22 protein-coding genes and 1 pseudogene are annotated in these 23,347 nt (G+C 63.7%); 6 read left to right on the forward strand and 17 right to left on the reverse strand.

The annotated features are described in order from the left end of the window. Positions 1–73: 73 nt before the first annotated feature. Positions 74–781 carry a glutathione S-transferase family protein gene (locus V8P77_RS04765; protein WP_335911008.1) on the forward strand — a complete coding sequence of 236 codons (708 nt, stop codon included), beginning with the start codon at positions 74–76 and terminating at the stop codon, positions 779–781. 45 nt (positions 782–826) lie between these two features. Here V8P77_RS04765 and V8P77_RS04770 read toward each other — a convergent pair whose 3' ends face one another. Continuing rightward, positions 827–1,213, reverse strand: a complete 387-nt coding sequence (locus V8P77_RS04770; RefSeq protein WP_335911009.1) for a RidA family protein — start codon at positions 1,211–1,213, stop codon at positions 827–829. 27 nt (positions 1,214–1,240) lie between these two features. Between V8P77_RS04770 and V8P77_RS04775 the strand changes: the two genes are divergently transcribed. Beyond that, positions 1,241–1,822, forward strand: a complete 582-nt coding sequence (locus V8P77_RS04775; RefSeq protein WP_335911010.1) for an Lrp/AsnC family transcriptional regulator — start codon at positions 1,241–1,243, stop codon at positions 1,820–1,822. A 296-nt stretch (positions 1,823–2,118) separates the two neighbouring features. Here the strand turns inward: V8P77_RS04775 and V8P77_RS04780 are convergent, their stop codons facing one another. The 4 genes and pseudogenes from V8P77_RS04780 to V8P77_RS04795 all read right to left on the reverse strand — a co-directional run bounded on the left by V8P77_RS04780 (position 2,119) and on the right by V8P77_RS04795 (position 6,183). Further along, a complete protein-coding gene (locus V8P77_RS04780; protein WP_335911011.1) occupies positions 2,119–2,520 on the reverse strand; it encodes a GFA family protein in 402 nt (133 codons plus the stop codon). A gap of 63 nt (positions 2,521–2,583) precedes the next feature. Next, entirely contained in the window at positions 2,584–4,116 is a 1,533-nt protein-coding gene (locus V8P77_RS04785; RefSeq protein WP_335911012.1) for a S10 family peptidase, read from the reverse strand. 101 nt (positions 4,117–4,217) lie between these two features. Continuing rightward, positions 4,218–5,509 (reverse strand): annotated as a pseudogene (locus V8P77_RS04790) (CynX/NimT family MFS transporter). Continuing rightward, positions 5,506–6,183 (reverse strand): FadR/GntR family transcriptional regulator, encoded by a 678-nt coding sequence (locus tag V8P77_RS04795; protein ID WP_335911014.1) that lies wholly within the window; start codon positions 6,181–6,183, stop codon positions 5,506–5,508. Before V8P77_RS04795 ends, V8P77_RS04790 begins: the two are co-directional and overlap by 4 nt. Before the next feature lie 504 nt (positions 6,184–6,687). Between V8P77_RS04795 and V8P77_RS04800 the strand changes: the two genes are divergently transcribed. Beyond that, positions 6,688–7,500 carry a class II glutamine amidotransferase gene (locus tag V8P77_RS04800; RefSeq protein WP_335911016.1) on the forward strand — a complete coding sequence of 271 codons (813 nt, stop codon included), beginning with the start codon at positions 6,688–6,690 and terminating at the stop codon, positions 7,498–7,500. A gap of 30 nt (positions 7,501–7,530) precedes the next feature. Here the strand turns inward: V8P77_RS04800 and coaBC are convergent, their stop codons facing one another. After that, positions 7,531–8,736 carry a bifunctional phosphopantothenoylcysteine decarboxylase/phosphopantothenate--cysteine ligase CoaBC gene (gene coaBC / locus V8P77_RS04805; RefSeq protein WP_335911017.1) on the reverse strand — a complete coding sequence of 402 codons (1,206 nt, stop codon included), beginning with the start codon at positions 8,734–8,736 and terminating at the stop codon, positions 7,531–7,533. A 359-nt stretch (positions 8,737–9,095) separates the two neighbouring features. Next, positions 9,096–9,860, reverse strand: a complete 765-nt coding sequence (locus V8P77_RS04810) for an SDR family oxidoreductase (protein WP_335911018.1) — start codon at positions 9,858–9,860, stop codon at positions 9,096–9,098. A 126-nt stretch (positions 9,861–9,986) separates the two neighbouring features. Here V8P77_RS04810 and V8P77_RS04815 point away from each other — a divergent pair, with 126 nt between their 5' ends. Then, on the forward strand, positions 9,987–10,892 hold the full coding sequence (locus V8P77_RS04815; RefSeq protein WP_335911020.1) for a LysR family transcriptional regulator: 906 nt from the start codon (positions 9,987–9,989) through the stop codon (positions 10,890–10,892). 1 nt (position 10,893) lies between these two features. Here V8P77_RS04815 and V8P77_RS04820 read toward each other — a convergent pair whose 3' ends face one another. Continuing rightward, positions 10,894–11,772 (reverse strand): LysR family transcriptional regulator, encoded by an 879-nt coding sequence (locus tag V8P77_RS04820; protein WP_335911021.1) that lies wholly within the window; start codon positions 11,770–11,772, stop codon positions 10,894–10,896. Between the two features lie 90 nt (positions 11,773–11,862). Here V8P77_RS04820 and V8P77_RS04825 point away from each other — a divergent pair, with 90 nt between their 5' ends. Both V8P77_RS04825 and V8P77_RS04830 read left to right on the forward strand, forming a co-directional pair. After that, the gene (locus V8P77_RS04825; RefSeq protein WP_335911023.1) at positions 11,863–13,113 is read left to right on the forward strand and encodes an MFS transporter; all 1,251 of its coding nucleotides are present in this window, start codon (positions 11,863–11,865) and stop codon (positions 13,111–13,113) included. Then, positions 13,110–13,496, forward strand: a complete 387-nt coding sequence (locus V8P77_RS04830; RefSeq protein ID WP_335911024.1) for a VOC family protein — start codon at positions 13,110–13,112, stop codon at positions 13,494–13,496. Before V8P77_RS04825 ends, V8P77_RS04830 begins: the two co-directional genes overlap by 4 nt. Positions 13,497–13,523: 27 nt before the next feature. On the opposite strand, the gene V8P77_RS04835 is transcribed toward V8P77_RS04830, so the two are convergent. The 9 genes from V8P77_RS04835 to ubiB form a co-directional block, all read right to left on the reverse strand. Next, entirely contained in the window at positions 13,524–13,856 is a 333-nt protein-coding gene (locus V8P77_RS04835) for a type II toxin-antitoxin system VapC family toxin (RefSeq protein WP_335911198.1), read from the reverse strand. Between the two features lie 56 nt (positions 13,857–13,912). Continuing rightward, positions 13,913–14,155, reverse strand: coding sequence for an AbrB/MazE/SpoVT family DNA-binding domain-containing protein (locus V8P77_RS04840; RefSeq protein WP_018495663.1), 243 nt, complete (start codon positions 14,153–14,155; stop codon positions 13,913–13,915). Positions 14,156–14,208: 53 nt separating this feature from the next. Then, positions 14,209–15,870 (reverse strand): thiourocanate hydratase, encoded by a 1,662-nt coding sequence (gene ertB / locus V8P77_RS04845; protein WP_335911025.1) that lies wholly within the window; start codon positions 15,868–15,870, stop codon positions 14,209–14,211. Between the two features lie 33 nt (positions 15,871–15,903). After that, positions 15,904–16,233, reverse strand: a complete 330-nt coding sequence (locus V8P77_RS04850) for a TfoX/Sxy family protein (RefSeq protein ID WP_182208931.1) — start codon at positions 16,231–16,233, stop codon at positions 15,904–15,906. Positions 16,234–16,236: 3 nt separating this feature from the next. Further along, positions 16,237–17,334 carry a thiohydantoin desulfurase gene (ertC, locus tag V8P77_RS04855; protein ID WP_335911027.1) on the reverse strand — a complete coding sequence of 366 codons (1,098 nt, stop codon included), beginning with the start codon at positions 17,332–17,334 and terminating at the stop codon, positions 16,237–16,239. After that, complete coding sequence (locus tag V8P77_RS04860; RefSeq protein ID WP_335911029.1) at positions 17,315–18,595, reverse strand: Zn-dependent hydrolase; 1,281 nt, start codon at positions 18,593–18,595, stop codon at positions 17,315–17,317. Before V8P77_RS04860 ends, ertC begins: the two co-directional genes overlap by 20 nt. Then, entirely contained in the window at positions 18,592–19,971 is a 1,380-nt protein-coding gene (gene ertD / locus V8P77_RS04865; RefSeq protein WP_335911031.1) for a hydantoin-5-propionate amidohydrolase, read from the reverse strand. The genes V8P77_RS04860 and ertD overlap by 4 nt, the downstream gene beginning before the upstream one ends. A gap of 22 nt (positions 19,972–19,993) precedes the next feature. Further along, positions 19,994–21,580: an aromatic amino acid lyase gene (locus V8P77_RS04870; protein ID WP_131639896.1), complete on the reverse strand. Its 1,587-nt coding sequence runs from the start codon at positions 21,578–21,580 to the stop codon at positions 19,994–19,996. A gap of 151 nt (positions 21,581–21,731) precedes the next feature. Continuing rightward, positions 21,732–23,306, reverse strand: a complete 1,575-nt coding sequence (gene ubiB, locus V8P77_RS04875) for a 2-polyprenylphenol 6-hydroxylase (protein WP_335911036.1) — start codon at positions 23,304–23,306, stop codon at positions 21,732–21,734. Between the last annotated feature and the right edge of the window lie 41 nt (positions 23,307–23,347).

Here is a 23,347-nt window from a genome sequence, read left to right on the forward strand (position 1 = left end):
CCTCTAGCGCAAGATCGTCCACATCCTCACATTCATCGTGTCCAAACGGGTTCAATTCTGAAAGGAACGATTGATGTCACCCATATTGTTTTACGGCGTGCCGGAGGGCTGCTCCTTCGGCTCGATCGTCGCGCTGGAATGGTCCGGCCTGCCTTATCGGCTCTGCCGCGTCGAGATGCCGGAAATAGTCTCCAGCGAAGAATACAAGCGGATCAACATGGTCGGCGAAACGCCGTCGCTGCTGCTCGAGGATGGCAGGACGATCAGCGAAAGCATGGCGATCCTCCACCATATCGGCGCCCGCACGATCGGCAACGGTCTGGGTTTCGCGCAGGGCTCGGCAGATTTCGATCGGCTGAACCAGATGCTCGCCTTTCTCAACACCACCTTCTTCCAGGCCTTCGGCCCGCTCTGGTATGCGATCGAGCATCCGCTGGAGCCGGAAGAGAAGCAGGCCCTCACGGCCTATGGCATCGCCGCGGTGGAAAAGGCGCATCATAGGCTGGAGCGTCTGCTCGATGGCCGCAAATGGCTTCTCGGCAATGGGCCAAGCCTGGCGGAAGCCTATTTCGTCGGCATCGCCCGTTGGAACGATTTCCACAAGGTCGTCGACCGCCGGCAGTTTCCCGGCCTGCATCGCCTCTATGAGCGCATGCAGCAGGAGCCGGCCGTGCGTTTTGCTCATGCGATCGAGCATCGGCAGGAGGCGAAAAGCAGCGGCGGTTTCCGCGGTGAGGTCGATCTGGCCGAGGCGCTCGGCCTGTTGAAAGAGGCGGCCTGATCGCCGCGGCCGTCGCGCCCCTGCGGCGCGACGGCCGATTTGCCGTCAGCCGGCGGCGATGATCTCGATCTCGACCAGCCAGTCGTCGCGCAGCGTTTCGACGATGATCGCCGTGGTCGGCACGGCGCGGCCGCCAAGCGCCCGAAGACGGGCATTCTGGTTCGCTTCCATAAAGGCGCCGTCGCTGAGATAGCTCGTCAGTCGCACGATATTATCCACTGTCATATCAGCGGAGGTGAGGATGGCGCGCAGATTGGACCAGATGAGGTTCAACTGGCCTTCCAGATCGGTCGCCGCCATTCCCTGTCGATCGAGACCCATGGTGCCGCTGACGAAGAGCAGCCGGGATGGATGCCTGACCTCCAGCGCATGGATGTAATCAGGGCTGGCTGCATAGATCCCGTTTGCCGGATTATGCGCGATCATCTCCATGAGTTTTCCTCTCTTCCGAATATTCTGTTGAAGAATGCCAGTATCGGCGATTATTCTTCGGCAGAAAGGGGAGTTTGCGGAATGGCGAAAAATACAGACGATCTTCGGCAGGGACGCAGGCAGCAGCCGGTCATCGATGCATTCGACCGAAGAATATTAGCCGCGCTCGCCGCCGACAGCAGCCAGAGCTATGCCAGGCTTGGCGAAGCGGTTGGCCTGTCGGCGCCGGCTGTGCATGAGCGGGTGCGCCGCCTGAGACAATCCGGCGCCATCAAGGGCGTGCATGCCGCGCTAGATGGCGCGGCGCTCGGCAAACCGCTACTTGCCTTCGTGCATGTGGAGGCGGCCGGCTGGGGCAAGAGCGAGCGGCTGATGCAGGTCCTGCAGTTTCCCGAGGTCGAGGAGATGCATTCGGTCGCGGGCGACGCCAGCGTTCTCTTCAAGGTCCGCACCGCCAGCCCGCAGGCCCTGGAAGCTTTTCTGGCGCAGATCCATGCCGTTCCCGGTGTCACCGGCACCCGCAGCTATATCGCCCTATCTACCTATCTGGAGCGTCCGGTACAGGCCGGCGTCACCGATAGCTGGCCGCACATGCCGCTGCCGGAATAAAGGCGGGATGTTAAGCCGAGGTCAGCCTAGAGCCTTTCCGGGTTAGATTGCAGCATTCTGCCGGAGCAGGTTTTCGTCAGGGCAGAGGCGATTGGCGAAGGGCATACCCCAAGGTACGTCCGAGCCGATCGCCTCTGCCCTGGCGGAAAGATGCCCGGCCCTTCGGGTTGGCTGAAACGGGCCGGCTGATCGACCGGCCGGCTTGGCCGTAGAGCCGGGCTACGACGCGCGCCGGCCGGTCGACCATCCGACTCCGTTTGAGCCAACAGAATGCTGCAATCTAACCCGGAAAGGCTCTAGTCCTCGCCCTCGAAGCGCGGAAGCATTTCGATATTCTCCACCCCGGGCAAGGCTGAGCGGCACCATATCTGTTTCTTCGGCACCAGTTCCCGCCGCTGGTCGATGCCGCCGAGGCGGATGCCGAACCCACCGCCGTCGCCGTCCGTGCGGTAGAGTGGCGATCCGCAGTTCGGGCAGAAGAATTGCCGGCTGAGGCCACCGCTGTCGCCATATTTGGCATAGGCTCTCGGCTCGCCTGACGTGAGCGTGAAACTCCCCGGTCGCGCCGGTGCGGTGATGCGATAGGCCGAGCCTGTCAACCGCTGGCAATCGGTGCAATGGCAGATCGACACCCGCTCCGGGTCGATCTCCGCCTGATAGCGGATCGCGCCGCAGTGGCATCCTCCGGTAATATGCATCGGCAAGTCCCCAAAACATGTCGCGCAATGCACAGCGGTTTAGCGACAAAGACTCGCCACGCTTTAGTCCGCCGGCTGAGCGGCCAAATGTGTGGCGTAGAAGGCCTTTGCATCCGCCGTGAAAGCGGCCCGCTGTTCAGCTCTTGTATAGAACATATGGCCGCCGCGATAAAGCTTCAGTCCGACACGGCCGCCGGCGAGCGAGGGCGGCAGATGGTCGACCACGTAGCGGCTGACGCCATAAGGCGTCACCAGATCGCTGTAGCCATGTGCGATCAGCAGATGGAAGGTCGGGTTCGCGGCGAGCAGCTGCCGGATATCGTCGGTGGCACTCGCCTGGAAGCGCGATCCGCCGCCGCGCCCGCCGCCCCATTCCCAGCGCCGGCTGATATCGCCGTCGAGTAGCGAATAGGTGATCTCGGTCCTGAAACCGAGTTCGTTGCGGGCGTAATCGGCAAAGGCTCCGCCATAGGCGCGGGTGAAGCCGTCGAGGATGGCGTCGTCGCCGCGATCGTAATCCGATTCCGGATAGGGATCGGGAGCTGCAAAGGAGGCGTCATAGGAACTCATTACCTCGCCGCTGCCATCATCTGAATGTTTGACGAACGAACTGCCGAGGAAGCCGCGGTTGCGGGTGACGATATCCTCGGGAATGCCCGTCAGGCGAGCGATCTTGCCATAGAAGGCGGCGGCCTCGGCACCAGTTGGCGGCGGCCCAGCGAGCGTCGTTAGATAGTCCCCTAGCGCGAAGGTCTCGGCCTCCTTCTGCTTTTCTTCGTCAAAGGCGTTATGCCGGTCGAGTTCGGCTGCGGCGAGCGACGGCAGCTCCAGCGCTGCGCCGAGCGGAAACTGATCGGCATTGAACATCAGCTGACCCTCGAGCAAGGGAGAAAGCATCACCGCACCGGCGACGATGATGCCCTGGCTTTCCTGAAGCGCTGAGGCGACCTTGGCGGCGCGGAAGCCGCCATAACTTTCGCCGAGAAGATATTTCGGCGAGTTGGAACGGTTGTTGTGCGCGACATAGAGCGCGATTGCCTTGGCAATGCTCTGGGCGTCGGCACTGACGTTGTAGTAATTTGAAGCGTCGTCCGCCTTTGCCGTTCGGCTCCAGCCGGTGCCGATCGGATCGATCAGCACGAGGTCCGTGAAATCGAGCCAGCTTTGCGGGTTGTCGACGAGTTTCGCATTGGCGCCGTCGCGTCCATCCGGCCCGAAGTCGAGCACCCTCGGCCCGACCAGCCCGAGATGCAGGAAGGCGGAGGCCGCACCCGGCCCGCCGTTAAAGGCAAAGGTCAGAGGCCGGTTCGCCCCGCCATCATTTGCGACATAGGCGGTGTAGAAGATCGCGCCGGTCTGTGCCCCGTCCTGGCCAAAGAGATCAAGCGTCCCGGCAGTAGCGGTATAGGCAATCTTCCGGCCGCCGATCGTCAGCACGTGCTCGGTGACGGAGTCGGCCGGCAGCAGTTTCAGCACGCCGTCGCGCGCGACGCTCCGGTTATTCGCCCTCGGTGGATCGCTTTCCTGCGCATGGGAAAGGGCAGGTGCCAGCGACGCCATAAACGCGGCGAGCAGAAACAGGGTTCGTATGCGCAAGATATCTCCTCCGGTGTTGGGGAATGCGAGGCTGAGATAGCGTAGCATCCGCGGCCGACGACCGGCATCAAGAGATGGTGATGGACAGGTGAGCGAAGGGCTCAGCCGTCCTTTTCGACCGCATGGACATTGATCTCCACCGCCCGCCCCGCCTTCCAGCCATTGATTGCCGCGCCCAGTCCGAGTGCGACGAAGAGGGCGGCGCACCAGGTAAAGCTGCCGGTCCAGCCGCGGATGAGGCCGACGATGAGCGGGCCGATGGCGGCGAGCAGGTAACCGACACATTGCGCCATGCCGGAAAGATGGGCGGCGACATCGGGATCGCGCGAGCGCAGCACGATCGTCGTCATCGCCGCCGCGATCAGCCCGCCCTGGCCGATGCCCTGCAGCACGGCCCACAGCCAGACCGTCGAAAGCGGCGCGAAGAGCAGGCCGAGAAGGGCAATGACGGCAACGCCGCAGAGGCTCGCATTGATCAGCCGCTGGTCGCGGCCGCGCACGGCGATATGCGGCACGATCAGGCAGGATGCCGCCTGCACCATCACCGACAGCGAAACGATCGCCCCGGCGGTGACGCCGTCGAGGCCGCGTTCGCGTAGGATCGGAACCAGCCAGCCGAAGACGCAATAGGCAAGTGCCGATTGCAGCCCCATGAACAGCGTCACCTCCCAGGCGAGCCGGTCCCGCCAGAGCCTTTGACGTGGAAGCCATTTCGTCTTGCCTGCCGGCCGCTGCGAAGAACCTCAGGCAGCCAGAGCAGGCTGACGGCAAGCGCCGGCAGCGCCCAGATAGCGAGCGCGCCCTCGAGAGAGCCGCCGAGTGCGTGCTCGATCGGCAGTGTCAGCCCGGCCGCACTTGCCGCCCCGGCGCAGAGCGCCATCGTGTAGAAGCCGGTCATCAGCGCCGCGCGCCCGGCGAAATCCCGCTTCACCAGCCCCGGCAGCAGCACATTGCCGACAGCGATACAGGCGCCTGCAAGGGCCGTGCCGATGAAGAGCAGCGGAACGGAGGAAAGCCCGCGCAAACCTGTGCCGAGTGCGAGAAGCAGCAGAACGCCGAGCAGCGTGCGTTCAGTCCCGAGGCGCTGGGCAAGACGAGGCGCAAGCGGCGAGAAGGCGCCGAGGCAGACGACCGGAAGCGTCGTCAGCAGGCTGGCGCCCAGCGCGCTCAGGCCGAGTTCCGAGCGGATTTCCGGCAGCAGGGCCGAGGCGCTTGAGAAGACCGGGCGCAGGTTGAAGGCGATCAGCACCAGGCTTGCGCCGAGCAGGAAACGATGCGCAGCTCCCCGCACCGGCGTTGCCTGCGGCGGTAGAAGGCTGCCGGCCTCGGCGTCTACAAGCAATTCGTCGGCCGCCTCGAGCGTGCTGGCGGCATTGTTGGAAGGCGTGTTCATGACAGGATCATCCGCTCGAGTGCGGCAAGAACCGGTGCCATGAAACGGCGCACCGCCGCATCCGCCTTGTCGGGATCGCCGGTTTCGATGGCATCGACGATATCGGCATGCGCCTGCATATCCGGCTCGGGAATATCCTTGCCGAGCGTCGCCGCGATGGTATCAGCGATCGAGGCCGAAAAGAAATCGTAGATCTCGATCATCGCCCGGTTGCCCGAAGCGGCGATGACGGCCTTGTGGAAGGCAAGGTCGCGTTCGATGAAGGCGGCCTCGTTGCCGCCGTCGTGATTGCCATGTTCGGCAAGCAGCCGCCGAAGCCCGGCAACCGTCTCCGGCGTCTTGCGGATCGCCGTCAGCCGGGCGGCCTCGACGTCGAGCGCCAACCGCGCCTCGAACTGATCACGCAGGCTGGCGCGCCGCGCCATCGTCAGCGGCCGGCCGGCATCGCTGGTGGCGCGGACATAGGTTCCCGAACCCTGCCTTGTTTCGAGATAACCCTGGGAGACCAGAACGCGCACCGCCTCGCGCACCGTGCCACGGCTGACGGACAGCATGGCCGACAGCGAGGCTTCATTCGGCAATTTCTCGCCGACCGCCCAGCGTTTGCCGAGAATGTCGCCGCGGATCGCCTCGATCGCCCCGTCGGCGAGATTGGTCTTGCTGAGCGCTCGCATCCCGATACTCATAAAGTCATCAGATGACCTTATGAGTATCGGGATTTTGTTTTTGCGTCAATGCGTCACCCGGGCAATAAAAAAGGGCCGCCTCAGCGACCCTTTCCATGAGTTTGGCCTCAAACTGGCCCGGACTGTCTATGCAGCCCCAGGAAGGCGGGGATTAGAGCGAGGGCTGCCTCGCCTTCGTCACCTCTTCCATGCCCGTTACGAGGTCCGAAATCTCATTAGACATTGGATCACCTTCCTTTCGTTCTGTTGCTGATGACTTAAAGTTAGGCTGATTCTTTCGAGATGCAAGCAGAAATGCACGCATGCCCTGCTTTGGGGAATACGGGTGTTCACGAGAGAACACAGTGTTTTGCCGAATTTGAAGAAGCTATACGTCAAGAAACCGTCATGTTCGGCTTGCAAACCGGCCGCGCGTTAAGCTGTTGTTAGCTGCGTCGTTCGACAATTTCAGCATTCCCGCCGATGCGGCGGCGGGTTCCGGAGCAAAGAGCCATGTGTCGCTGGGCAGCCTATCGCGGAGACCCTCTCTATCTCGAGGAGCTGGTATCTTCGCCCGCCCACTCGCTGATCGAGCAGTCGCATTGCGCCACCCGCGCCAAGACGGCGACGAATGGCGATGGCTTCGGCATCGCCTGGTATGGCGACAGGCCCGAACCCGGCCGTTACCGCGATATCCTGCCCGCATGGTCGGATTGCAATCTGAAGAGCCTGGCGCGGCAGATCCGTTCGCCGCTCTTTCTCGCCCATGTCCGCGCTGCCACAGGCGGCGGCACGCGCCGCGACAACTGCCATCCCTTCACCCATGGCATCTGGTCTTTCATGCACAACGGCCAGATCTCCGGCTTCGACCGCCTGCGACGGCCGATGGAGGCGATGCTCGACGACGAGTTGTTCAATGCCCGCGGCGGCACGACCGATTCCGAGCTGATGTTCCTGCTGGCGCTGCAGTTCGGCCTGCGTGAGGCGCCGGTCGCCGCGATGGCGGAAATGATCGGTGTGATCGAGGATCTGGCCGAAAGCGTCATCGGCTCGATCCTGCTGCGTTTTACCGCAGCCTTCTCCGACGGCAGCACGCTCTATGCGATCCGCTATGCCACAGATCGCAAGGCGCCGACGCTCTATGCTTCTCCCGTGGGCGCTGGCTATTGTCTTGTGTCGGAACCGTTGAACGACGATGTCGATGCCTGGGCCGAAATTCCGGATGGCAGCGCCGTCACCGTCGGCAAAGACGGCATCGACGTCGCCGACTTCCGGCCGGAGAAGCGCAGTGCCGCCAAGCCGCAGCGTCTGGCTATTCCTGCCTGAACCGCTCGCGATCAACTGAGCCGCTCGCGATTAGCTGAGCCGCTTGGCGATCAGCGCCGCCAGCCTTTCAGCAACCTCTTCCTTCGTCAGGTCAGGCCATTGCTCGACCCCGTCGCGGCGAACGAGTTTGACGCTGTTGCGGCTGCCGCCCATGATGCCGGTCGCAGGAGAAACGTCATTGGCGACGATCATGTCGGCGCCTTTCCTTTCGAGTTTCGCCTTCGCATTGCTTTCGACGTCCTGCGTCTCGGCGGCAAAACCGATCACCAGCCTCGGCCGCATCGTGTGATGGCCGACTGTTTTCAGGATGTCCGGATTCTCGGTCAGCGCCAGCGTCGGAATGGATTCGCCCGGATGTTTCTTCAGCTTCTGGTCAGCCGCCGAGGCGACGCGCCAGTCCGCCACCGCCGCGACCATCACGGCGATGTCGGCCGGCAGCGCCGCAAGCACGGCATCACGCATTTCCTCCGCCCGCTCGACATGCACGACGGTCACGCCGACGGGGTCGGCGATCGCCACCGGCCCGGATACGAGCGTCACCTCCGCACCGAGCTTTGCCAGGGCTGCGGCGATCGCATGTCCTTGCCGGCCGGAGGAGCGGTTGGCGATATAACGCACCGGATCGATCGGTTCGTGCGTCGGTCCCGATGTGACGATCGCCTTGCGTCCCTTGAGCGGCTTTTCTCCATCGTCGAGCATGGTTTCGGCCGCAGCGACGATCTCCAGCGGTTCCGCCATCCGGCCGAGCCCGGCCTCCCGACTTTCCGCCATCTCGCCGGCCATCGGTCCGATGAAGCGGATGCCGTCGGCTCTCAGCATCGCCGCATTCCGCCGCGTCGCCGGATGCGCCCACATGGCCGGGTTCATCGCCGGTGCCGCCAGCACCGGCCTGTTCGTCGCCAGAAGCACGGTCGAAGCGAGATCGTCGGCAAGCCCGTTCGCCATCTTCGCCATCAGGTCGGCGGAGGCGGGGGCAATCAGCACAAGGTGGCAGTCGCGCGCCAGCCTTATATGACCGACATCCTGTTCGTCCTGGCGCGAAAACAGATCGAGAAAGACATGGTCCGCAGCCAGCGCGCCGACGGCAAGCGGCGTGACGAATTCCTGCGCGCCTTTGGTCATCACAGGGCGCACGCTCGCGCCCCGCTCGCGCAGCCGGCGGATCAGATCCAGGCTCTTATAGGCCGCGATGCCGCCCGAGATGATGAGGAGGATGCGTTTGCCGCTGAGAGCCATGGCCTTCTACCCGTTGCCTTTTCTGACCGCCCCCGACCCTAAGCCTTTGGCGGAGAACATGCAATCGCCCGGCCGACATGCATAGGATCTGCTCGGGTAGTTGCTGCATGAAGGTCGCCATGCCGACATTCCGTCGGGTTTGGCACTGCTGTCCGGTTTGCGCCAATGGCTGCCCCTCACCCTAACCCTCTCCCCGTAAAAACGGGGAGAGGGGACGTGCCAAACGCGACGTTAAGATTGAGGAAGCCGGCGCGGCATATCCCTTCTCCCCGCAGGCGGGGAGAAGGTGGCGGCAGCCGGATGAGGGGTCGATGTCGGCAATCGGAGGGTCTCCAATCCGATAATCGCCCCGGGCCGTCTCAGGTGCGGGTGATCGAAGCGCCGCCGTCGACCAGCGATGCCGTGCCGGTGACGAAGCTCGCATCGTCGGAGGCGAGATAGAGAACCGAGCGGGCGAGTTCCTCGGGGGTTGCGACACGCTTCAGCGCATGCAGGTTGGTGACGAAGGCCTGCTTCTCAGGCGTATCGTTCATGTCCCGATACATGTCGGTATCAACAGCACCCGGCAGGATGGCATTGACGCGCACGCCCTGCTGGCCGAATTCGGCGGCAAGCGCCTGCGTCAGGCCGATCAGGCCGGATTTGCTGGCGGCATAGGCGGCGACGCCGGGAAAGGCGAAGCTGTAGCCGACGAAGGTTGAGGTGAAGATCACCGAGCCGCCGCCACTTTCCACCATTGCGCCGATCTGGTGCTTGGCGGCGAGGAAGGAGGCCGTCAGATTGATTGCCAGCGCCTCGCTGAAGCCTGCTTCCGAAACGGCGGTGCTCGGACCGGCTTCGCCGAGCGTGCCGGCATTGTTGAAGGCGATGTCGAGCTTGCCGTAATTCGTGACGGCGGCGGCGACCAGCGCCTTGTGATAGTCTTCCGAGCGCACGTCGCCGGCCATGGCGATGGCGTCGCCGCCCTCTGCCTTGATTTCCGCGACGAGACTGTCGAGTTCACCCTGGCGGCGGGCGCCGACGACGATCTTGGCGCCTTCGGCGGCGAAGAGCTTTGCCGTGACGCGGCCGATGCCGGAGCTTGCGCCGGTGACGATTGCGACCTTGTTGTTCAAGCGGTTCATGGTTCCATCTCCTGCGTTTAAGGTGAGGCGGCCCCTGCCGTCCCTTTCGATGAAGGGAACATGGCATTTTCCTTTCGTTCGGATTAGTCTCCAGATTGGGGAATTCGAATTCGGAAAAGCCGAACGATGATCAGGATCGAAGGTATTGCGGCTTTCGTCGCCGTGGTTGAGGCGGGCTCGGTCAGCGAGGCGGCCCGGCGCCTGCGGCTGTCCAAATCCGTCGTCAGCGAAAGGCTGGCGGAACTGGAGAAGTCGTTAGGCGGCATTCTGCTGCATCGAACAACGCGCAAGCTCAATTTGACGGAGGATGGCACGGTCTTCCTCGGGCGCGCCGCGCGCATCGTGCGCGAGATCGAGGAAGCCGCGGCCGATATGGCCGAGCGGCGCGGAACACTATCTGGACCGATCCGCATCGCCGCCCCCGTCACCTTCGGCCGCATGCATCTCGGCCCGGCGCTCTACCCTTTTCTTGCCGAACATCCCGAGATCGAACTGACCCTCGATATCGATGACCGGCGCGTCGATGCCGCCTCGGACGGTTATGATGCCATCATCCGCAATGGTGCGATCGCCGATAGCCGGCTGGTCGCCTGGAAGCTCGCGCATAGCCGCCGCCTTCTCTGCGCCTCGCCGGATTATCTCGCCCGCGAGGGAATTCCGTCGTCGCTGGCTGATCTCAACAGCCATCGCGGCATCTTCTACACCAATCGCGGCGTTGCCGACTGGCGCTTCCAGACGCCCGACGGTGCGATCGTTGTGCGCGCGAAACTGGCGCTCGGCATCAACAATGGCGACATGCTCCGCGACGCCGCGATTGCTGGTCTGGGCATTGCGCTGCTGCCTGCCTTCATCGCCGGCCCGGCCATCCGCGAGGGCCGGCTTGCCGAAATCGATGTCGGCCATAGGCCGGAGACCGAATTCATCTATATGGCCCATCCCGAAGGCCGAAATCCCTCCGCCAAGCTTCGCGCCATCGCCGATCATCTGAAGAAGAGTTTTGGTGATCCGCCCTATTGGGATCCCGTGGGTTAACTCATGTACTCAGGAGGCTGATCAGGTTCTCGGTGACGGGCGAGCGATGTGTTTTCAGGATTGCCAGCGCCAGGCGCGCCACGGCCGGCGGCCCCTCGATCGGCCGGTAGGCCACACCTTCGAGCTTGATCTGCGAAATCGAGGCCGGCACGATCGAGACGCCGAGATCGGCCGCCACCAGATTGACGACCGAGGAAATCTGCGGCGCCTCCTGCGCCACGGTCAACTCGAATCCCGCCTTGCGGCAGGCGAGCACGACATCGTCGTAGAGGCTCAAGCCCACGAGCCGCGGAAAGAGGATGAAGGGCTTGTCCGCCAGCGCCGCAAGCGGCAGGCTGGGATGCCGTGCCAAGGGATGGCTGGCGGGCAGGGCGATCACCATCGGCTCATCCGGTAGCCGCCGCAGCCGGATGCCCGTGGGATCGTCCAGGCTGGGGCGCATGAAGGTGGCGTCGAGCTCGCCGCGTTCGAGCTTCTGCATCAGCGCCAACGTATTCATTTCCGTCAGCGACAGCTGCACCTCCGGCCATCGCGCGCGAAAGCGGCGGATCGTCGTGCTGACCACGGGGTTGAAGGCGGAGGACGCGGTGAAACCGAGCGATAGCCGGCCGGTCTCGCCGCGATTGGCGCTTTGCGCCGCAAGCTTTGCCTTTTCCGCGGCCGCCAGCGACGCCTTTGCCTCGCCGAGGAAGGCCGCGCCCGCCGCCGTCAATTCGGCGCCGTGCGGCACGCGATGAAACAGCGCCGCACCCACTTCCGTCTCCAGATCGCGGATCTGCTGGCTGAGCGGCGGCTGCCCGATGCCGAGCTTGCCGGCGGCACGGGTGAAATTGCCTTCTTCCGCTACTGCCAGGAAATATCTCAGGTGCCGCAACTCCATCGCCATCTCCAAAACCTATCGAAATCGCCAGTGTCATATATTGGACAAATGGAGTGGGGTTGACTAGATCGGAGGTGGAAGGATGACAATATGCCGACGTCAGTGCATGCAATGAAGACCTCCGAGACAGCCGCGATCCCAGGGCAGAAGCACTATCTGACCCGCGGGACCGGCGCCTATCGCCGCGCCAGCCTGGCGCTCTTCCTGTCCGGCTTCTCCACCTTCTCGCTGCTCTATTGCGTGCAGCCGCTGCTGCCGATCTTCTCACAGCAATTCTCCGTCAGCCCGGCCGAAAGCTCGCTGTCCCTCTCGCTCTCCACCGGCTTCCTCGCGGTCGCGATTGTATGCGCCGCCGCCGTCTCGGAAGGCCTTGGCCGCCGAAGCCTGATGTCGATATCGCTGGTCGGCGCGGCATTGCTGACCATCGCCACGGCCTTCGCCCCGAACTGGCACCTGCTGCTCGTCATCCGTGCCCTCCAGGGTCTCGTTCTCGGCGGCGTGCCTGCTGTCGCCATGGCCTATCTCGCCGAGGAAATCGACCCGCGCGGCCTTGGCGCCACCATGGGCCTCTATGTCGGCGGCACGGCCTTCGGCGGCATGTCCGGCCGCGTGTTGACCGGCATCTTCGCCGAATATCTCACCTGGCGCCCGGCGCTCTTCATCATCGGCGCCATTGGCCTTGCCGCCGCAATCGGCTTCATCGCCCTCTTGCCGCCGTCACGCAATTTCGTCCGCCGGCCGGGCTTCGATCCGCGCTTTCATGCAAAGGCCTGGTTCGGCCATCTTACCAATCCGGCGCTGCCCTTCATCTTCGCCATCGCCTTCCTGGCGATGGGCTCCTTCGTGACCATCTACAATTATGCCGGCTTCCGCCTCGTGGCGCCGCCTTACGACCTCAACCAGACCGAACTCGGCCTGATCTTCACCGTCTATCTCTTCGGCATCGGCGCCTCTTCGATCGGCGGCCTGCTGGGAGACCGGATCGGGCACTTTTCCGTGCTTCTCTTCGGTCTGGCGCTCACCGCCGCCGGCAGCGCTCTGACGCTCTTTGCCTCTCTCCCGGTCATCATCCTCGGTATAACAGTGCTGACGACCGGCTTCTTCATGAGCCATTCCATCGCCAGCGGCCTTGTCGGCAAGCTGGCGCATGGCACCAAGGGCCACGCTTCTTCGCTCTATATGCTCGCCTATTATGTCGGCTCCAGTCTCATGGGTTCGGCGGGCGGCTGGTTCTTCGCGGTTGAAGGCTGGGTCGCCGTCGTTATCTTCACGCTTGCTATGCTGGCGCTGGCCTTTGTCTCCGCCTGTTTTGCCCAGCAATTCGCGAGGAGAAAAGCATGATCCGCATAGACCGCCTCGACCATGTCGTGCTGACCGTCGCCGATATCGCCATCACCTGCGATTTCTATTCCCGCATCCTCGGCATGTCGGTCGAAACCTTCGCGAAAGGCCGCAAGGCGCTGAAATTCGGCGACCAGAAGATCAACCTGCACCAGGCCGGCCGCGAATTCGATCCCAAGGCGGCACATCCCACACCCGGCTCCGGCGACCTCTGCTTCATCGCCGAGACGCCGCTTGCCGATGTCATCGCTGATCTACAGGCCGCGGGCGTTGCGATCGAAGAGGGCCCGGTCGAGCGCACCGGTGCGACCGGACGTCTACGCTCAGTCTATTTCAGGGACCCCGACGGCAACCTCCTCGAAGTCTCCAATCCGATCGCCTGAGGCGCCGCCCAAACGACTTGATCGAAGCTAACCTTCCCAATTCTCGGTTTGTAAATCAGCCACGCGCTCGAATTCACGCAGATTGCGGGTGATCAGGATGAGGCCGCGTGCGGCGGCTTGTCCGGCAATCAGGACGTCATAGGGCCCGATCGGCGTTCCCAATGCCTGCAGCGCCGCGCGGATTTCCCCTGCCTTGCGCGCGTCGTTCCGGTCGAATTCCAGGATATCGAATTGCAACGCATCGATCCGCGCCAAATTCTCATCGATACGGAGGCTTTTGTAAGCGCCATAGAAGAGTTCATGCGCAACGATTGCCGGTATGGCGAAATCTTGCGGTCTGTGTTTGCGCAGTTCGGCGATGAGGCGCTAATTGACCTTCATCAGGGCAATGACGGCATTCGCATCGAGCAGGTACTTCATTTGAAGAAGTCGAGTTCGGGTCTCTCCTGCCCGGCAGGTTTCTCTTCCGCAGCTGTCGCAAAGTCCTGATCAACTGGACCGGCCACGTCGGCAAGCCAGTCCCAATCATCGGAAATCGGCTCGAGAATGATCGCACGCCCCTGCCGTCGAATGGTGACGCTATCGCCATCAAAGCGGAATTCCTTGGGCAGTCGGACGGCTTGGGAACGTCCCGACCAAAAGATCTTTGCTGTTTCCATGTCATCGTCCTCGGCAGGATATGACAATGATATATAGCAGATCGTGGTCCATTTCAACCAAGCCGGATATAGGGCACGTGCTTCTTCGCCACCTCGTCCAGCGCCTCCTCGTAACCGGCATCGGCGTAACGCATGACGCCAAGCGCTGTATCGTTGGTCAGCGCGTGGTCGAGCCGTTCGTCGGCGGCGTCCGTGCCGTCGGCGATAACGGTGACGCCGCAGCTCGTCATGTAGCCGGCATAGCCGCCGCCGCCGGAATGGACGACGACGAGATCGGCCATCGAGGAGCAGAGCATCATCGCATCGATCAGCGGCCAGTCGGCGATCGCGTCGGATCCGTCCTTCATCCCCTCAGTCATGATGTTCGGATGCGCCATGGCGCCGGCATCGAGATGGTCGCGCGAGAATGCGACCGGGCCTTTGAGTTCGCCGCTCGCAACGAGCGCATTGACGCGGCGGGCGAGTGCAGTGCGTTCGCCATGGCCGAGCCAGGCGATGCGGGCCGGCAGCCCCTCGAAGGGCACGTGCTCGCGCGCCAGCCGGATCCAGTTGGTGATGATCTTGTTGTCGGGGAACATCTCAAGCAGCAGGTCGTCGATGCGAGCGATATCGCTCTCCTCGCCCGAAAGCGCCATCCAGCGGAATGGGCCGATCGCCCGGGCAAACAACGGCCTTAGATAGGCTTCGGTGAAGATCGGAATGTCGAAGGCGTGGGCGACGCCGCCCTCTTTGGCCTGCGTGCGGATCAGATTGCCGTTGTCGAAGACTTCCGAGCCACGCTTCTGGAATTCCAGCATCGCCGTCACGTGCTCGACGATCGAGGCCCGGCTTGCCGCCATCAATTGCCCTTGGCCATCGTCACGCAGGCCCTTGACCTGCTCGAGGCTCATGCCCTTCGGCACGTAACCATAGACGAGGTCGTGCGCCGAGGTCTGGTCGGTGACGATGTCGGGCACGATGCCGCGCCGGGCGATTTCCGGATAAACCTCCGCCGCATTGCCGACGAGGCCGACGGAAAGCGCCCGCTTGTCCTTCACCGCCGCATAGATCATCTGAAGGGCGGTGTCGAGATCGGGCGCGATTTCCTGGAGATAACCGATCTGCTGGCGCTTGCGGGCCCGCTCCGGATCGATGTCGACGCAGAGGATCGCAGCGCCTGCCATGCGGCCGGCAAGCGGCTGCGCTCCGCCCATGCCGCCGAGGCCGGCCGTCAGCACGAACCGGCCGAGAAGGTCGCCGCCGAAGCGCCGCTCGGCGATGCGCATGAAGATCTCATACGTGCCCTGGATGACACCCTGGCTGCCGATATATTGCCAGGCGCCGGCCGTCAGCCCGCCCCAGCAGATCAGCCCCTTGCGCTGCAGCTCGTAGAACACTTCGGCCTTTGCCCATTGCCCGACGATATTGCAGTTCGCCATGATGACCAGCGGTGCCTTGGCATGCGTTCGAACGAGCCCGATCGGCTTGCCGGACTGGATGAGCAGCGTCTGGTCCTCCTCCATCTCGGTCAGCGCTTTGACGATGCCCCTGTGCGCCGCCCAGTTGCGGGCCGCCTTGCCGAGAGCGGCATAGACGATCAGGTTGTCGGGGTCCTCGCCGACGGAGAGCACATTTTCGAGGAGCCGCAGCAGCGCCTCCTGCCGCCAGCCCTTGGCGCGCAGTTCCGGTCCGCCGGGAATCGGAAATTTCGGATGACGTGGATTGGCCTTCGGCATCGTGGGTTCCTCGTTTTGCTCCGCCTTCATTCGTTATTTACTTGGCAGCGACTCCACATAGGCGAGCGCCGCATCAAGCAAACGCCGTCTGAGAGCATCGTCGCCGTAAACTTCGGCACCGCCTCGCACCCAGCCATGCATCACCCGCTCGCCCGACAGCATCTGGATCACGCCCGGCAGCGCCAGCGCCCAGCCGTCATTGCCCTTGCCGAGGCGGATCAGCATGCCGTCATGGCGCGCGCAGCAGAGAAGATTGCCGTTCAGCATGAAGGCCCGGCCGCCGAACATGGGTTTTTCGGCAAGGCCCGGTCGATCGCCGAGTTCCTCACGCATCAATTCTTCAAGACCGGGATCGCGCGCCATGGCTCAGGCCCTCGTCGCCAGTGCATAACGTGCGATCTCGATCCCCATCGCCTTTTCGACGACAGGATAGACGGTCGGATCGAGCACGCTTGCCGACAGCGGAATGATCTCCATCGGCACATGCAGGATGAAGACATGCATGCCCTCCTGAAGCTGGCCGACGCTGAGCGGCTCGCCCTCCGGTGAAAGCGTGGTGATGACGGCGGGGAAGGTGGCAAGCCTTTTGCCATCCGCATCGTCCACCGCCATATATTCGTTCATGACATGCAGCGTCACCGATGTTCCGCCCGAGCCGACAGTGATCGTGCCGATGTCGAAGGCTTCCTTGGTGTAGACGACGTCCTTGCGGGTGATGACGCCTTCGGCAAGGATATGGCCGCCCGTCGTCTTGCAGATCGCGTCGATGACGGCAGATCCGCCGCGCTTCTCCGCCGCGATAATCGCCTCGCCGAGCGCAAGCGCCATCGAGATGCCGCCGAGCGCCGCATGGGCGCGGACATAGGAGGCGCGGAGCGGATTGCGGCAGCTGGCGATGAAGCCGCCGGATTGGTCGGCAGCAGCGCGCAGCACCGGCGAGATCTTCGCCGTCGCCCCCTTCACCACCAGTTCGATGTAACGGTTCTCGGCGCGATTGCCGCCGACAGCGGTCTGGATCATCGGCTCGGGCGAACCGGCCATACCGATCGAACCCATGTCGCCCGTCGGATGCGCGCGGATGTCGCCGACCGCGTCGACAACCTTGGTGCCGAGGATCGCCGACGGCAGCCAGCCGTTCAGCGTCGAGGATTTGCCGTTCTGGCCGATGATCAGCCCGGAAAGCTTTTCACCCAGCGCCTCCTGCAGCAATTGCACGGATTTCACATAGTCGATGCCCTGCATTTCCCAGGGGGTGGTGGAGGCCGGTGCGCCGATCGCGGCCGCAGTCGCAATCCAGTCCTCGTCCTTCAACTCGTCGATCGAGACCAGCTCCGGCTTGCCGACATTGACGGCGGCAAGCCCGAGCATCCGTCCGTGATCGGCCCAGCCGCCGCCGCCGGCGGCATAGACGGAGCCGCCTTTGACGGCAGCTTCCACGTCCTTCTCAACGAGTATGCGTCCCATCGGTCCTCTCCTGATTCAAGCTCGTGTCCATCTCGCGCACCGCCTCGAACAGCACGGCCGCTCCGAGCGCGATATCGTCGTTTTCAGCCCACTCGTCGGCCGAATGGCTGCGGCCGTCCCGGCAAGGCACGAAGATCATCGCCGCCGGCGCCACCTTGGCGATCCAAGCGGTATCGTGTCCCGCACCGGAGGCCATGCGCCGATGTTTTGCGCCGACCCGTTCGCAGGCAGCCTCCAAGATCGACAGCAGTCCGGCATCGCCAGGCGTCGGCTGATTGTCGGAAACCCGGTTCGGCGTCTTGATCGTCACGCCGTAGGCGCCTGCCAGCTTTTCGACATGGCCGTCGAGCCAGCGGCAGAATGCCTCCATGTCGGCGCGGATTTCGGCACGGCCATCGATCAGCAGCACCACCTTCGACGGCACGACATTGGCGGCATTCGGCTCGATCCTGAATTCGCCGACGGTGGCGGCGAAGTGCCCCGGCGTTCTGGCAAGCTCGGCGGCGGCATTGCGGATGTCGAGCACCAGCTGCGCCGCCGCCACCAGCGCATCCGCCCGCCGGTCCATCGGCGTCGTGCCGGCATGGTCGGCCCGCCCTTCGACGGTGATCTCGATGCGGGTGATGCCTGAGATCGCAGTAACGATGCCGATATCCTCCTTTTCAGCTTCGAGCACCGGGCCTTGTTCGATATGAAGCTCCAGAAAGCCTGCTATATCGGGCCTGTTCTGCTGCATCAGCACATCGGGTCTGCCACCGACCTGGACGATGCCCTCGGCCAGGTCGCGCCCGTCGCTGACGCGCGAAAGCCAAGCTTCCGGCAGTTGGCCGGTCATGCCGCGACTGCCGATGCAGGAGACGCCGAAGATGCTCACTTCCTCGGCAAGGAAATCGACGATTTCGAGATCGTGATCGAGTTCGATATTCTGATCGCGCAGCGCCCGCGCCACCTCCAGCGCCGAGATTACGCCGGCGATGCCGTCAAAGCGGCCGCCATCCGGCACCGTGTCGGAATGCGAGCCGACCATGATCGTGCCGAGCCACGGTTTTCGGCCTGTCCGCCTTCCGATCAGATTGCCGGCTGCATCGATCCGCGTTTCCAGCCCCGCCGCCTTCATCCGCGCTTCGATATAGGCCCGGCCATCGAGAAAGAGCGGCGAGAAGGCCCGCCGCGTCCAGGGATGCCCCGGCTCGGTGATCCCGGCCAGCGTATCGATATCGTCAGCGATCCGGCTGGCATTGACGGGAAGATTGCGGCTCATGTTTCAGCTCCCGCAATGACCTGGCGCGGCAAAGGCCGTACGAAGCGGCCGGCGCCGGGCTCGGCCAGCACCTTCGCGCCCTCGGCAATCTTTTCGCCGCGCAGATAGGTGGCCGAGACGGTCCAGGGCAGGCGGATGCCGTTATAGGGGCTCCAGCCGACGACGTTGTTGCCGCTCACGGCGGCGTCATAGACACTGTCGCGCGGCTCCAGCACGACGATATCGGCATCCTTGCCCGGGGTCAGCGCGCCCTTGATATGGTCGAGCCGGAAATGCTTCGCCGGGTTCTCCGCCATCAGCCTGGCTGCCCATGTCAGCGGAATGCCGCGTTCGACGGCGCCTTTGACAAACAGCGGCACCATCACCTCGAGACCGGGAACGCCGGAGGCATTGGCAAGCATGTCCGGATTGGTCTTGCGGTTTTCCGACCAGCTGACGTGATCGGTCGAGACCAGCCAGACATCGCCCTCGGCCACCTTCCGCCAGAGCCTCTCCACCTCGGCGCGCGGCCGCACGGGCGGATTGATCTTCGCCTTGCCGCCGAGGCGCTTCACGTCGTTTTCCTCGTCGAGCGTCAGATAGTGGATGCAGCATTCGACCGTCGCTCCAAAGCCGTCGCGGCGATAGGCGCGCGCGATATCGTAGCCGCGCTCGAGCGAGCAGTGCACCACATGCGCCGGGCAGCCGGTATGAGCACCCGTTTCGAAGATCGTATGCATCGCCAGCAGCTCGGTGATCGGCGGCCGCGACAGGCCGTGCGCCCGCCAATCGGTGATGCTGCTCGCCTTCACCTGTTCGATGTAAGCGCGCACCGCCTCGTCGTCTTCATTGTGTACGCCCGCCGTCAGCCCCGTCGGCGCGATTGCCGCAAAGCAGGCGTCGAGCAGGGCCGGTGGAATGCGCGGAAAGCGCTTCGGGTCGGTACCGAATGTCGAGAATTTGAAGGCTGCAACGCCTGCCTCCACCATTTCGCGGATGCGCGCCGGGCCTTCTTCCGGATCGACGGTGCCGTACAGCGCGAAATCGACGCGCGCCTGCGGACTGGCATGGTCGATCTTCCGCTTCACCGCCGCTGCCGAGCAGACGAGATTGCCCTCGTCATAGGGCATGTCGACGATCGTTGTCACGCCGCCGGCTGCCGCCGAGCGCGTCGACCAGATGAAATCTTCCTGGTCCTTCTGCGAAAGCGAATGCACCTGCGCGTCGATCGCGCCGGGCAGGATCAGCGCTTTTCCGAACAGGTGCCGTTCGCGGCCCGCAGGCGGCACGCCGAGGCCGATCTCGGCGATCTTGCCGTCGCGCACGGCGACATAGCCCTCGTCGAGAATGCGGTCCGGCAGCACCACCGTGCCCTGCAAAACGAGATCGAAGTCCATGCCGCTTCCTCCCTAAACCAGATCAGACTGTTGCCGGTTCCTGACCTGCCAGCCGCTCCTCGATACGCACCAGCGAGCCGAGGGCGAAGAAATCGTCGAAGGAGGCGATTGGAACCTGCTCGGTCAGCTTCGAGACGAAGTCGTCTGAACCGAGCTCCTCCTCGATCGCCTCCACCTCCGCTGAAAGCGGCCGGTCGATCGTATAGAAATCCGCATGTTTGCGCACGACCTCGTAGAGCATGGCGGCGACACCCTTCGGTTCATCGCCGAGAATATCGATCGCCTGGGCCGACAGCAGCGCCTCGAGCGCTGCGAGACGCTTCAGCGCCCGCATCTGCCGGTCGAAGCGTTCGATGACGAGCGGCAGGAAGGCTGCCTCGTCCTCCAGCCCGGCTGCGACGACCAGCGACTGGGCCGACACGGGATTGGACATCGACAGCACGCGCGAGAAGATCTCGCCGGCAAGCTTGATAATCGGCCCGAAACCGGTGGCGATCCGCCCCGGCGGCACGAGATTGACCGGCAGGTCGCGCCGCTGGCCGTTGCCGAGAATGACGCAGCGGTTGAAGGCGTTGCGCGCCGCATGCGCCATGCAGAGTGCTGCCGATTCGAGCAGGATCGTCACATCGAGCGGCAGCGAGCCGCCCGACGTCATCACTCGGCCTTCGACCACGACGGGATTGTCGTCGGAGCGCCCGGTGGCGGCAAGGATCTTGTGGCCGGTCGATAAGAGGTTTTCGATCACCGCGCCGAACACCTGCGCGATCATGCGCAGGCTGAGCGGATCCTGCACATGCGTTGCCACAGGCCAGTTCCACTCGTCAGAGGCATTGCAGAGCCAGGCGCCGATCAGCGCCTCACGCGCCGTTCCGACATGCCGGACCGCCTTCCAGGGATCGCGGGAAGCGCCAAGCGCGCCGGCTGCCATCATCGCCGTCGCCAGCAGGACGCGGATCGAGGCCGCGGCGTTGCGCGTCGTTTCCGCTGCCGAGGCAAAGCTCACCGCATTGATGCTGAGCGAGGCAAGGCTGTCGCGCGGCGCCATCCGCATCGGTTCCAGCCCGGCCGCCTGGAAAGCCTCGGCCGCCTGCATCCGGTTGCCGCGATAGATTGCTTCGCCGACGCCGGTCAGCACCGCGCCGATCTGCCCCATCAACCCGATATCCGCACAGCCGATCGAGCCGGTACGGCGCACGACCGGGATGAGATCGGCCTCGAGCATCCTGATATAGGCTTGGATCAGCTCCGGCGTGCAGCCGACCTGGCCGGTCAGCGCCGTGTTGATACGGATCGCCATGGCATTGCGCACGATATTGCAGGAAAAGGGTGTCCCGGTGCCGAAATGATGGGCGCGTACCAGGCCGAGATTGAAGGTGTCGAGCTCGTCGGCCGACCACTCCACATCTTTCATGGCGCCGACGCCGGTCGTCGAGCCGTAAACCGGCATGCCGGAAGCAATCGCATCCTCGACGATCTCGCGGGCGATCGCGATGCGGGCCATGCCTGTCGCCGAAGCCGAAACGGCAGCCTTGCCCGCCCCGATCGTCACCATCTCGGCAAAACCGAGGGGGCGTCCGGAAAGTTCGATGCCAAGGCGTTCGTGCTTCATGTGCCTATCTCCCTAGAACAGGATGCAGAGCATGATGTCGCCCGAAAACCGTTCACACTGTTCGGCATCATGCTCTGACTGCGAGACTAAGCGAGCCCTCCGCCACATGGGATATCCCAAATGCCGAACACAGCATGTTTTTGACAGGCGATCAGCTCAGCATCCAGGCAATATAGACAAGCGTCAATGCAATGATCCACAGCGCAATCCTGCCCGAGCGGTTGTGCCGCGCTTCGGCCTTGCCGATCGCCTCCGCCGTCTCAGCGTCGAAACGTAAGCCGTGCTCGCTCATATGCAGCAGCTGATGGTGGAATTTTTCGGTCTTTGCCGCGATTTCCGGCACGGCTTCGGCGAGCTTGACTGCCGCCTTCAGCCCGTCCTTGAGATCGGTGGCGATCCGTTTCGGACCGAGATTGGTGCGGATCCAGTCGCCGACGACAGGCTCGGAGGCCTTCCACATGTTGAAGCGCGGATTGAGCATGCGCGACACGCCTTCGACCACGACCATGGTCTTCTGCAGCATCACCAGCTCCGGCCGCGTCGCCATGTCGAAGAGTTCGGTCACTTCGAACAGCAGCGTCAGCAGCTTGCCCATCGAGATCGTCTCGGCCGGCTGTCCATGGATCGGCTCGCCGATTGCCCGGATCGCCTGGGCGAAGCTTTCGACATTGTGGTGGCTGGGCACATAGCCGGCCTCGAAGTGCACTTCGGCAACCCGGATATAGTCGCGGGTGATGAAGCCATAGAGGATTTCGGCGAGGAACCGCCGCTCCTTCTTGCCCAGCCGCCCGACGATGCCCATGTCGACGGCGACGATCATGCCGTCTGCGTCGACGAATAGATTGCCCGGATGCATGTCGGCATGGAAGAAGCCGTCGCGCAGCGTGTGGCGCAGGAACGACTGGATCAGCGTATCGGCAAGCAGGTTGAGATCGTGGCCCGCCGCGCGCAGGCCGTCGACATCGGACATCCTCGTGCCGTCGATCCACTCCATGGTGATGACGTCGCGCCCGGTGCGTTCCCAATCGACCTTCGGCACGCGGAAGCCGGGATCCCGTTCGGTATTCTCGGCGATCTCGGAAAGAGCGGCCGCCTCCAGGCGAAGGTCCATCTCCACCTTGGTCGTCTGCTCCAGCGTCTTCGTCACCTCGACCGGCCGCAGCCGCCGGCTGGACGGCAGGAAACGCTCCTGCATACGGGCAACGAGATACATCGCCTCGATGTCATGGGCAAAGCGCTGGCGCACGCCGGGCCGCACGATCTTGACGGCGACCTTCTTCCGGCCCTCGGCACTCTCGACCTCGGCCGGATGTACCTGCGCGATCGAGGCGGCGGCGATCGGATCGCCGAAGCTCGCATAGAGTTCGCCGATCGGCCGTCCGAGCGAGCCTTCGATATTGGCCTTGGCGGCCGCCGAGGGAAAGAAGGCCATGCGGTCCTGAAGCTGCGACAGGTCGTTGGCGAATTCGACGCCGACGACATCCGGTCGCGTCGCCAGGAACTGACCGATCTTCACATAGGAAGGACCGAGCCGCTCGACAGCCTGGGCCAACCGGTCGCTGCGCTTCTGATGCCGCGCCTTGCTTCGCTCGAAAATCGTGACGAAGGATTTGGCGAGCGCGACCGGAGGCGGCAGCCCTTCGGAAGGAAGGGCTGACACGACACCCTCACGCACGAGCACCCAGCCGACGCGCCAAAGGCGGAAATAGGCGCCGAAAGTACTCATGCAGGCTGGCCTGCTTGCGAAGGGGCGGCCACGGACAGGAA

Origin of the sequence: Rhizobium aouanii, assembly GCF_037002925.1 — a bacterium.
Taxonomy (GTDB): domain Bacteria; phylum Pseudomonadota; class Alphaproteobacteria; order Rhizobiales; family Rhizobiaceae; genus Rhizobium; species Rhizobium aouanii.

Excerpts from the sequence above, each read along its gene's own strand:
- ubiB (WP_335911036.1), bottom strand. The coding sequence starts at position 23,306 with ATGAGTACTTTCGGCGCCTATTTCCGCCTTTGGCGCGTCGGCTGGGTG.
- ertB (WP_335911025.1), bottom strand. The coding sequence starts at position 15,870 with ATGCCGAAGGCCAATCCACGTCATCCGAAATTTCCGATTCCCGGCGGA.
- V8P77_RS04870 (WP_131639896.1), bottom strand. The coding sequence starts at position 21,580 with ATGAAGCACGAACGCCTTGGCATCGAACTTTCCGGACGCCCCCTCGGT.
- V8P77_RS04780 (WP_335911011.1), bottom strand. The coding sequence starts at position 2,520 with ATGCATATTACCGGAGGATGCCACTGCGGCGCGATCCGCTATCAGGCG.
- V8P77_RS04860 (WP_335911029.1), bottom strand. The coding sequence starts at position 18,595 with ATGAGCCGCAATCTTCCCGTCAATGCCAGCCGGATCGCTGACGATATC.
- ertD (WP_335911031.1), bottom strand. The coding sequence starts at position 19,971 with ATGGACTTCGATCTCGTTTTGCAGGGCACGGTGGTGCTGCCGGACCGC.
- V8P77_RS04815 (WP_335911020.1), top strand. The coding sequence starts at position 9,987 with ATGATCAGGATCGAAGGTATTGCGGCTTTCGTCGCCGTGGTTGAGGCG.
- coaBC (WP_335911017.1), bottom strand. The coding sequence starts at position 8,736 with ATGGCTCTCAGCGGCAAACGCATCCTCCTCATCATCTCGGGCGGCATC.
- ertC (WP_335911027.1), bottom strand. The coding sequence starts at position 17,334 with ATGGGACGCATACTCGTTGAGAAGGACGTGGAAGCTGCCGTCAAAGGC.
- V8P77_RS04850 (WP_182208931.1), bottom strand. The coding sequence starts at position 16,233 with ATGGCGCGCGATCCCGGTCTTGAAGAATTGATGCGTGAGGAACTCGGC.
- V8P77_RS04800 (WP_335911016.1), top strand. The coding sequence starts at position 6,688 with ATGTGTCGCTGGGCAGCCTATCGCGGAGACCCTCTCTATCTCGAGGAG.
- V8P77_RS04825 (WP_335911023.1), top strand. The coding sequence starts at position 11,863 with ATGCCGACGTCAGTGCATGCAATGAAGACCTCCGAGACAGCCGCGATC.
- V8P77_RS04795 (WP_335911014.1), bottom strand. The coding sequence starts at position 6,183 with ATGCGAGCGCTCAGCAAGACCAATCTCGCCGACGGGGCGATCGAGGCG.
- V8P77_RS04830 (WP_335911024.1), top strand. The coding sequence starts at position 13,110 with ATGATCCGCATAGACCGCCTCGACCATGTCGTGCTGACCGTCGCCGAT.
- V8P77_RS04765 (WP_335911008.1), top strand. The coding sequence starts at position 74 with ATGTCACCCATATTGTTTTACGGCGTGCCGGAGGGCTGCTCCTTCGGC.
- V8P77_RS04810 (WP_335911018.1), bottom strand. The coding sequence starts at position 9,860 with ATGAACCGCTTGAACAACAAGGTCGCAATCGTCACCGGCGCAAGCTCC.
- V8P77_RS04820 (WP_335911021.1), bottom strand. The coding sequence starts at position 11,772 with ATGGAGTTGCGGCACCTGAGATATTTCCTGGCAGTAGCGGAAGAAGGC.
- V8P77_RS04840 (WP_018495663.1), bottom strand. The coding sequence starts at position 14,155 with ATGGAAACAGCAAAGATCTTTTGGTCGGGACGTTCCCAAGCCGTCCGA.
- V8P77_RS04770 (WP_335911009.1), bottom strand. The coding sequence starts at position 1,213 with ATGGAGATGATCGCGCATAATCCGGCAAACGGGATCTATGCAGCCAGC.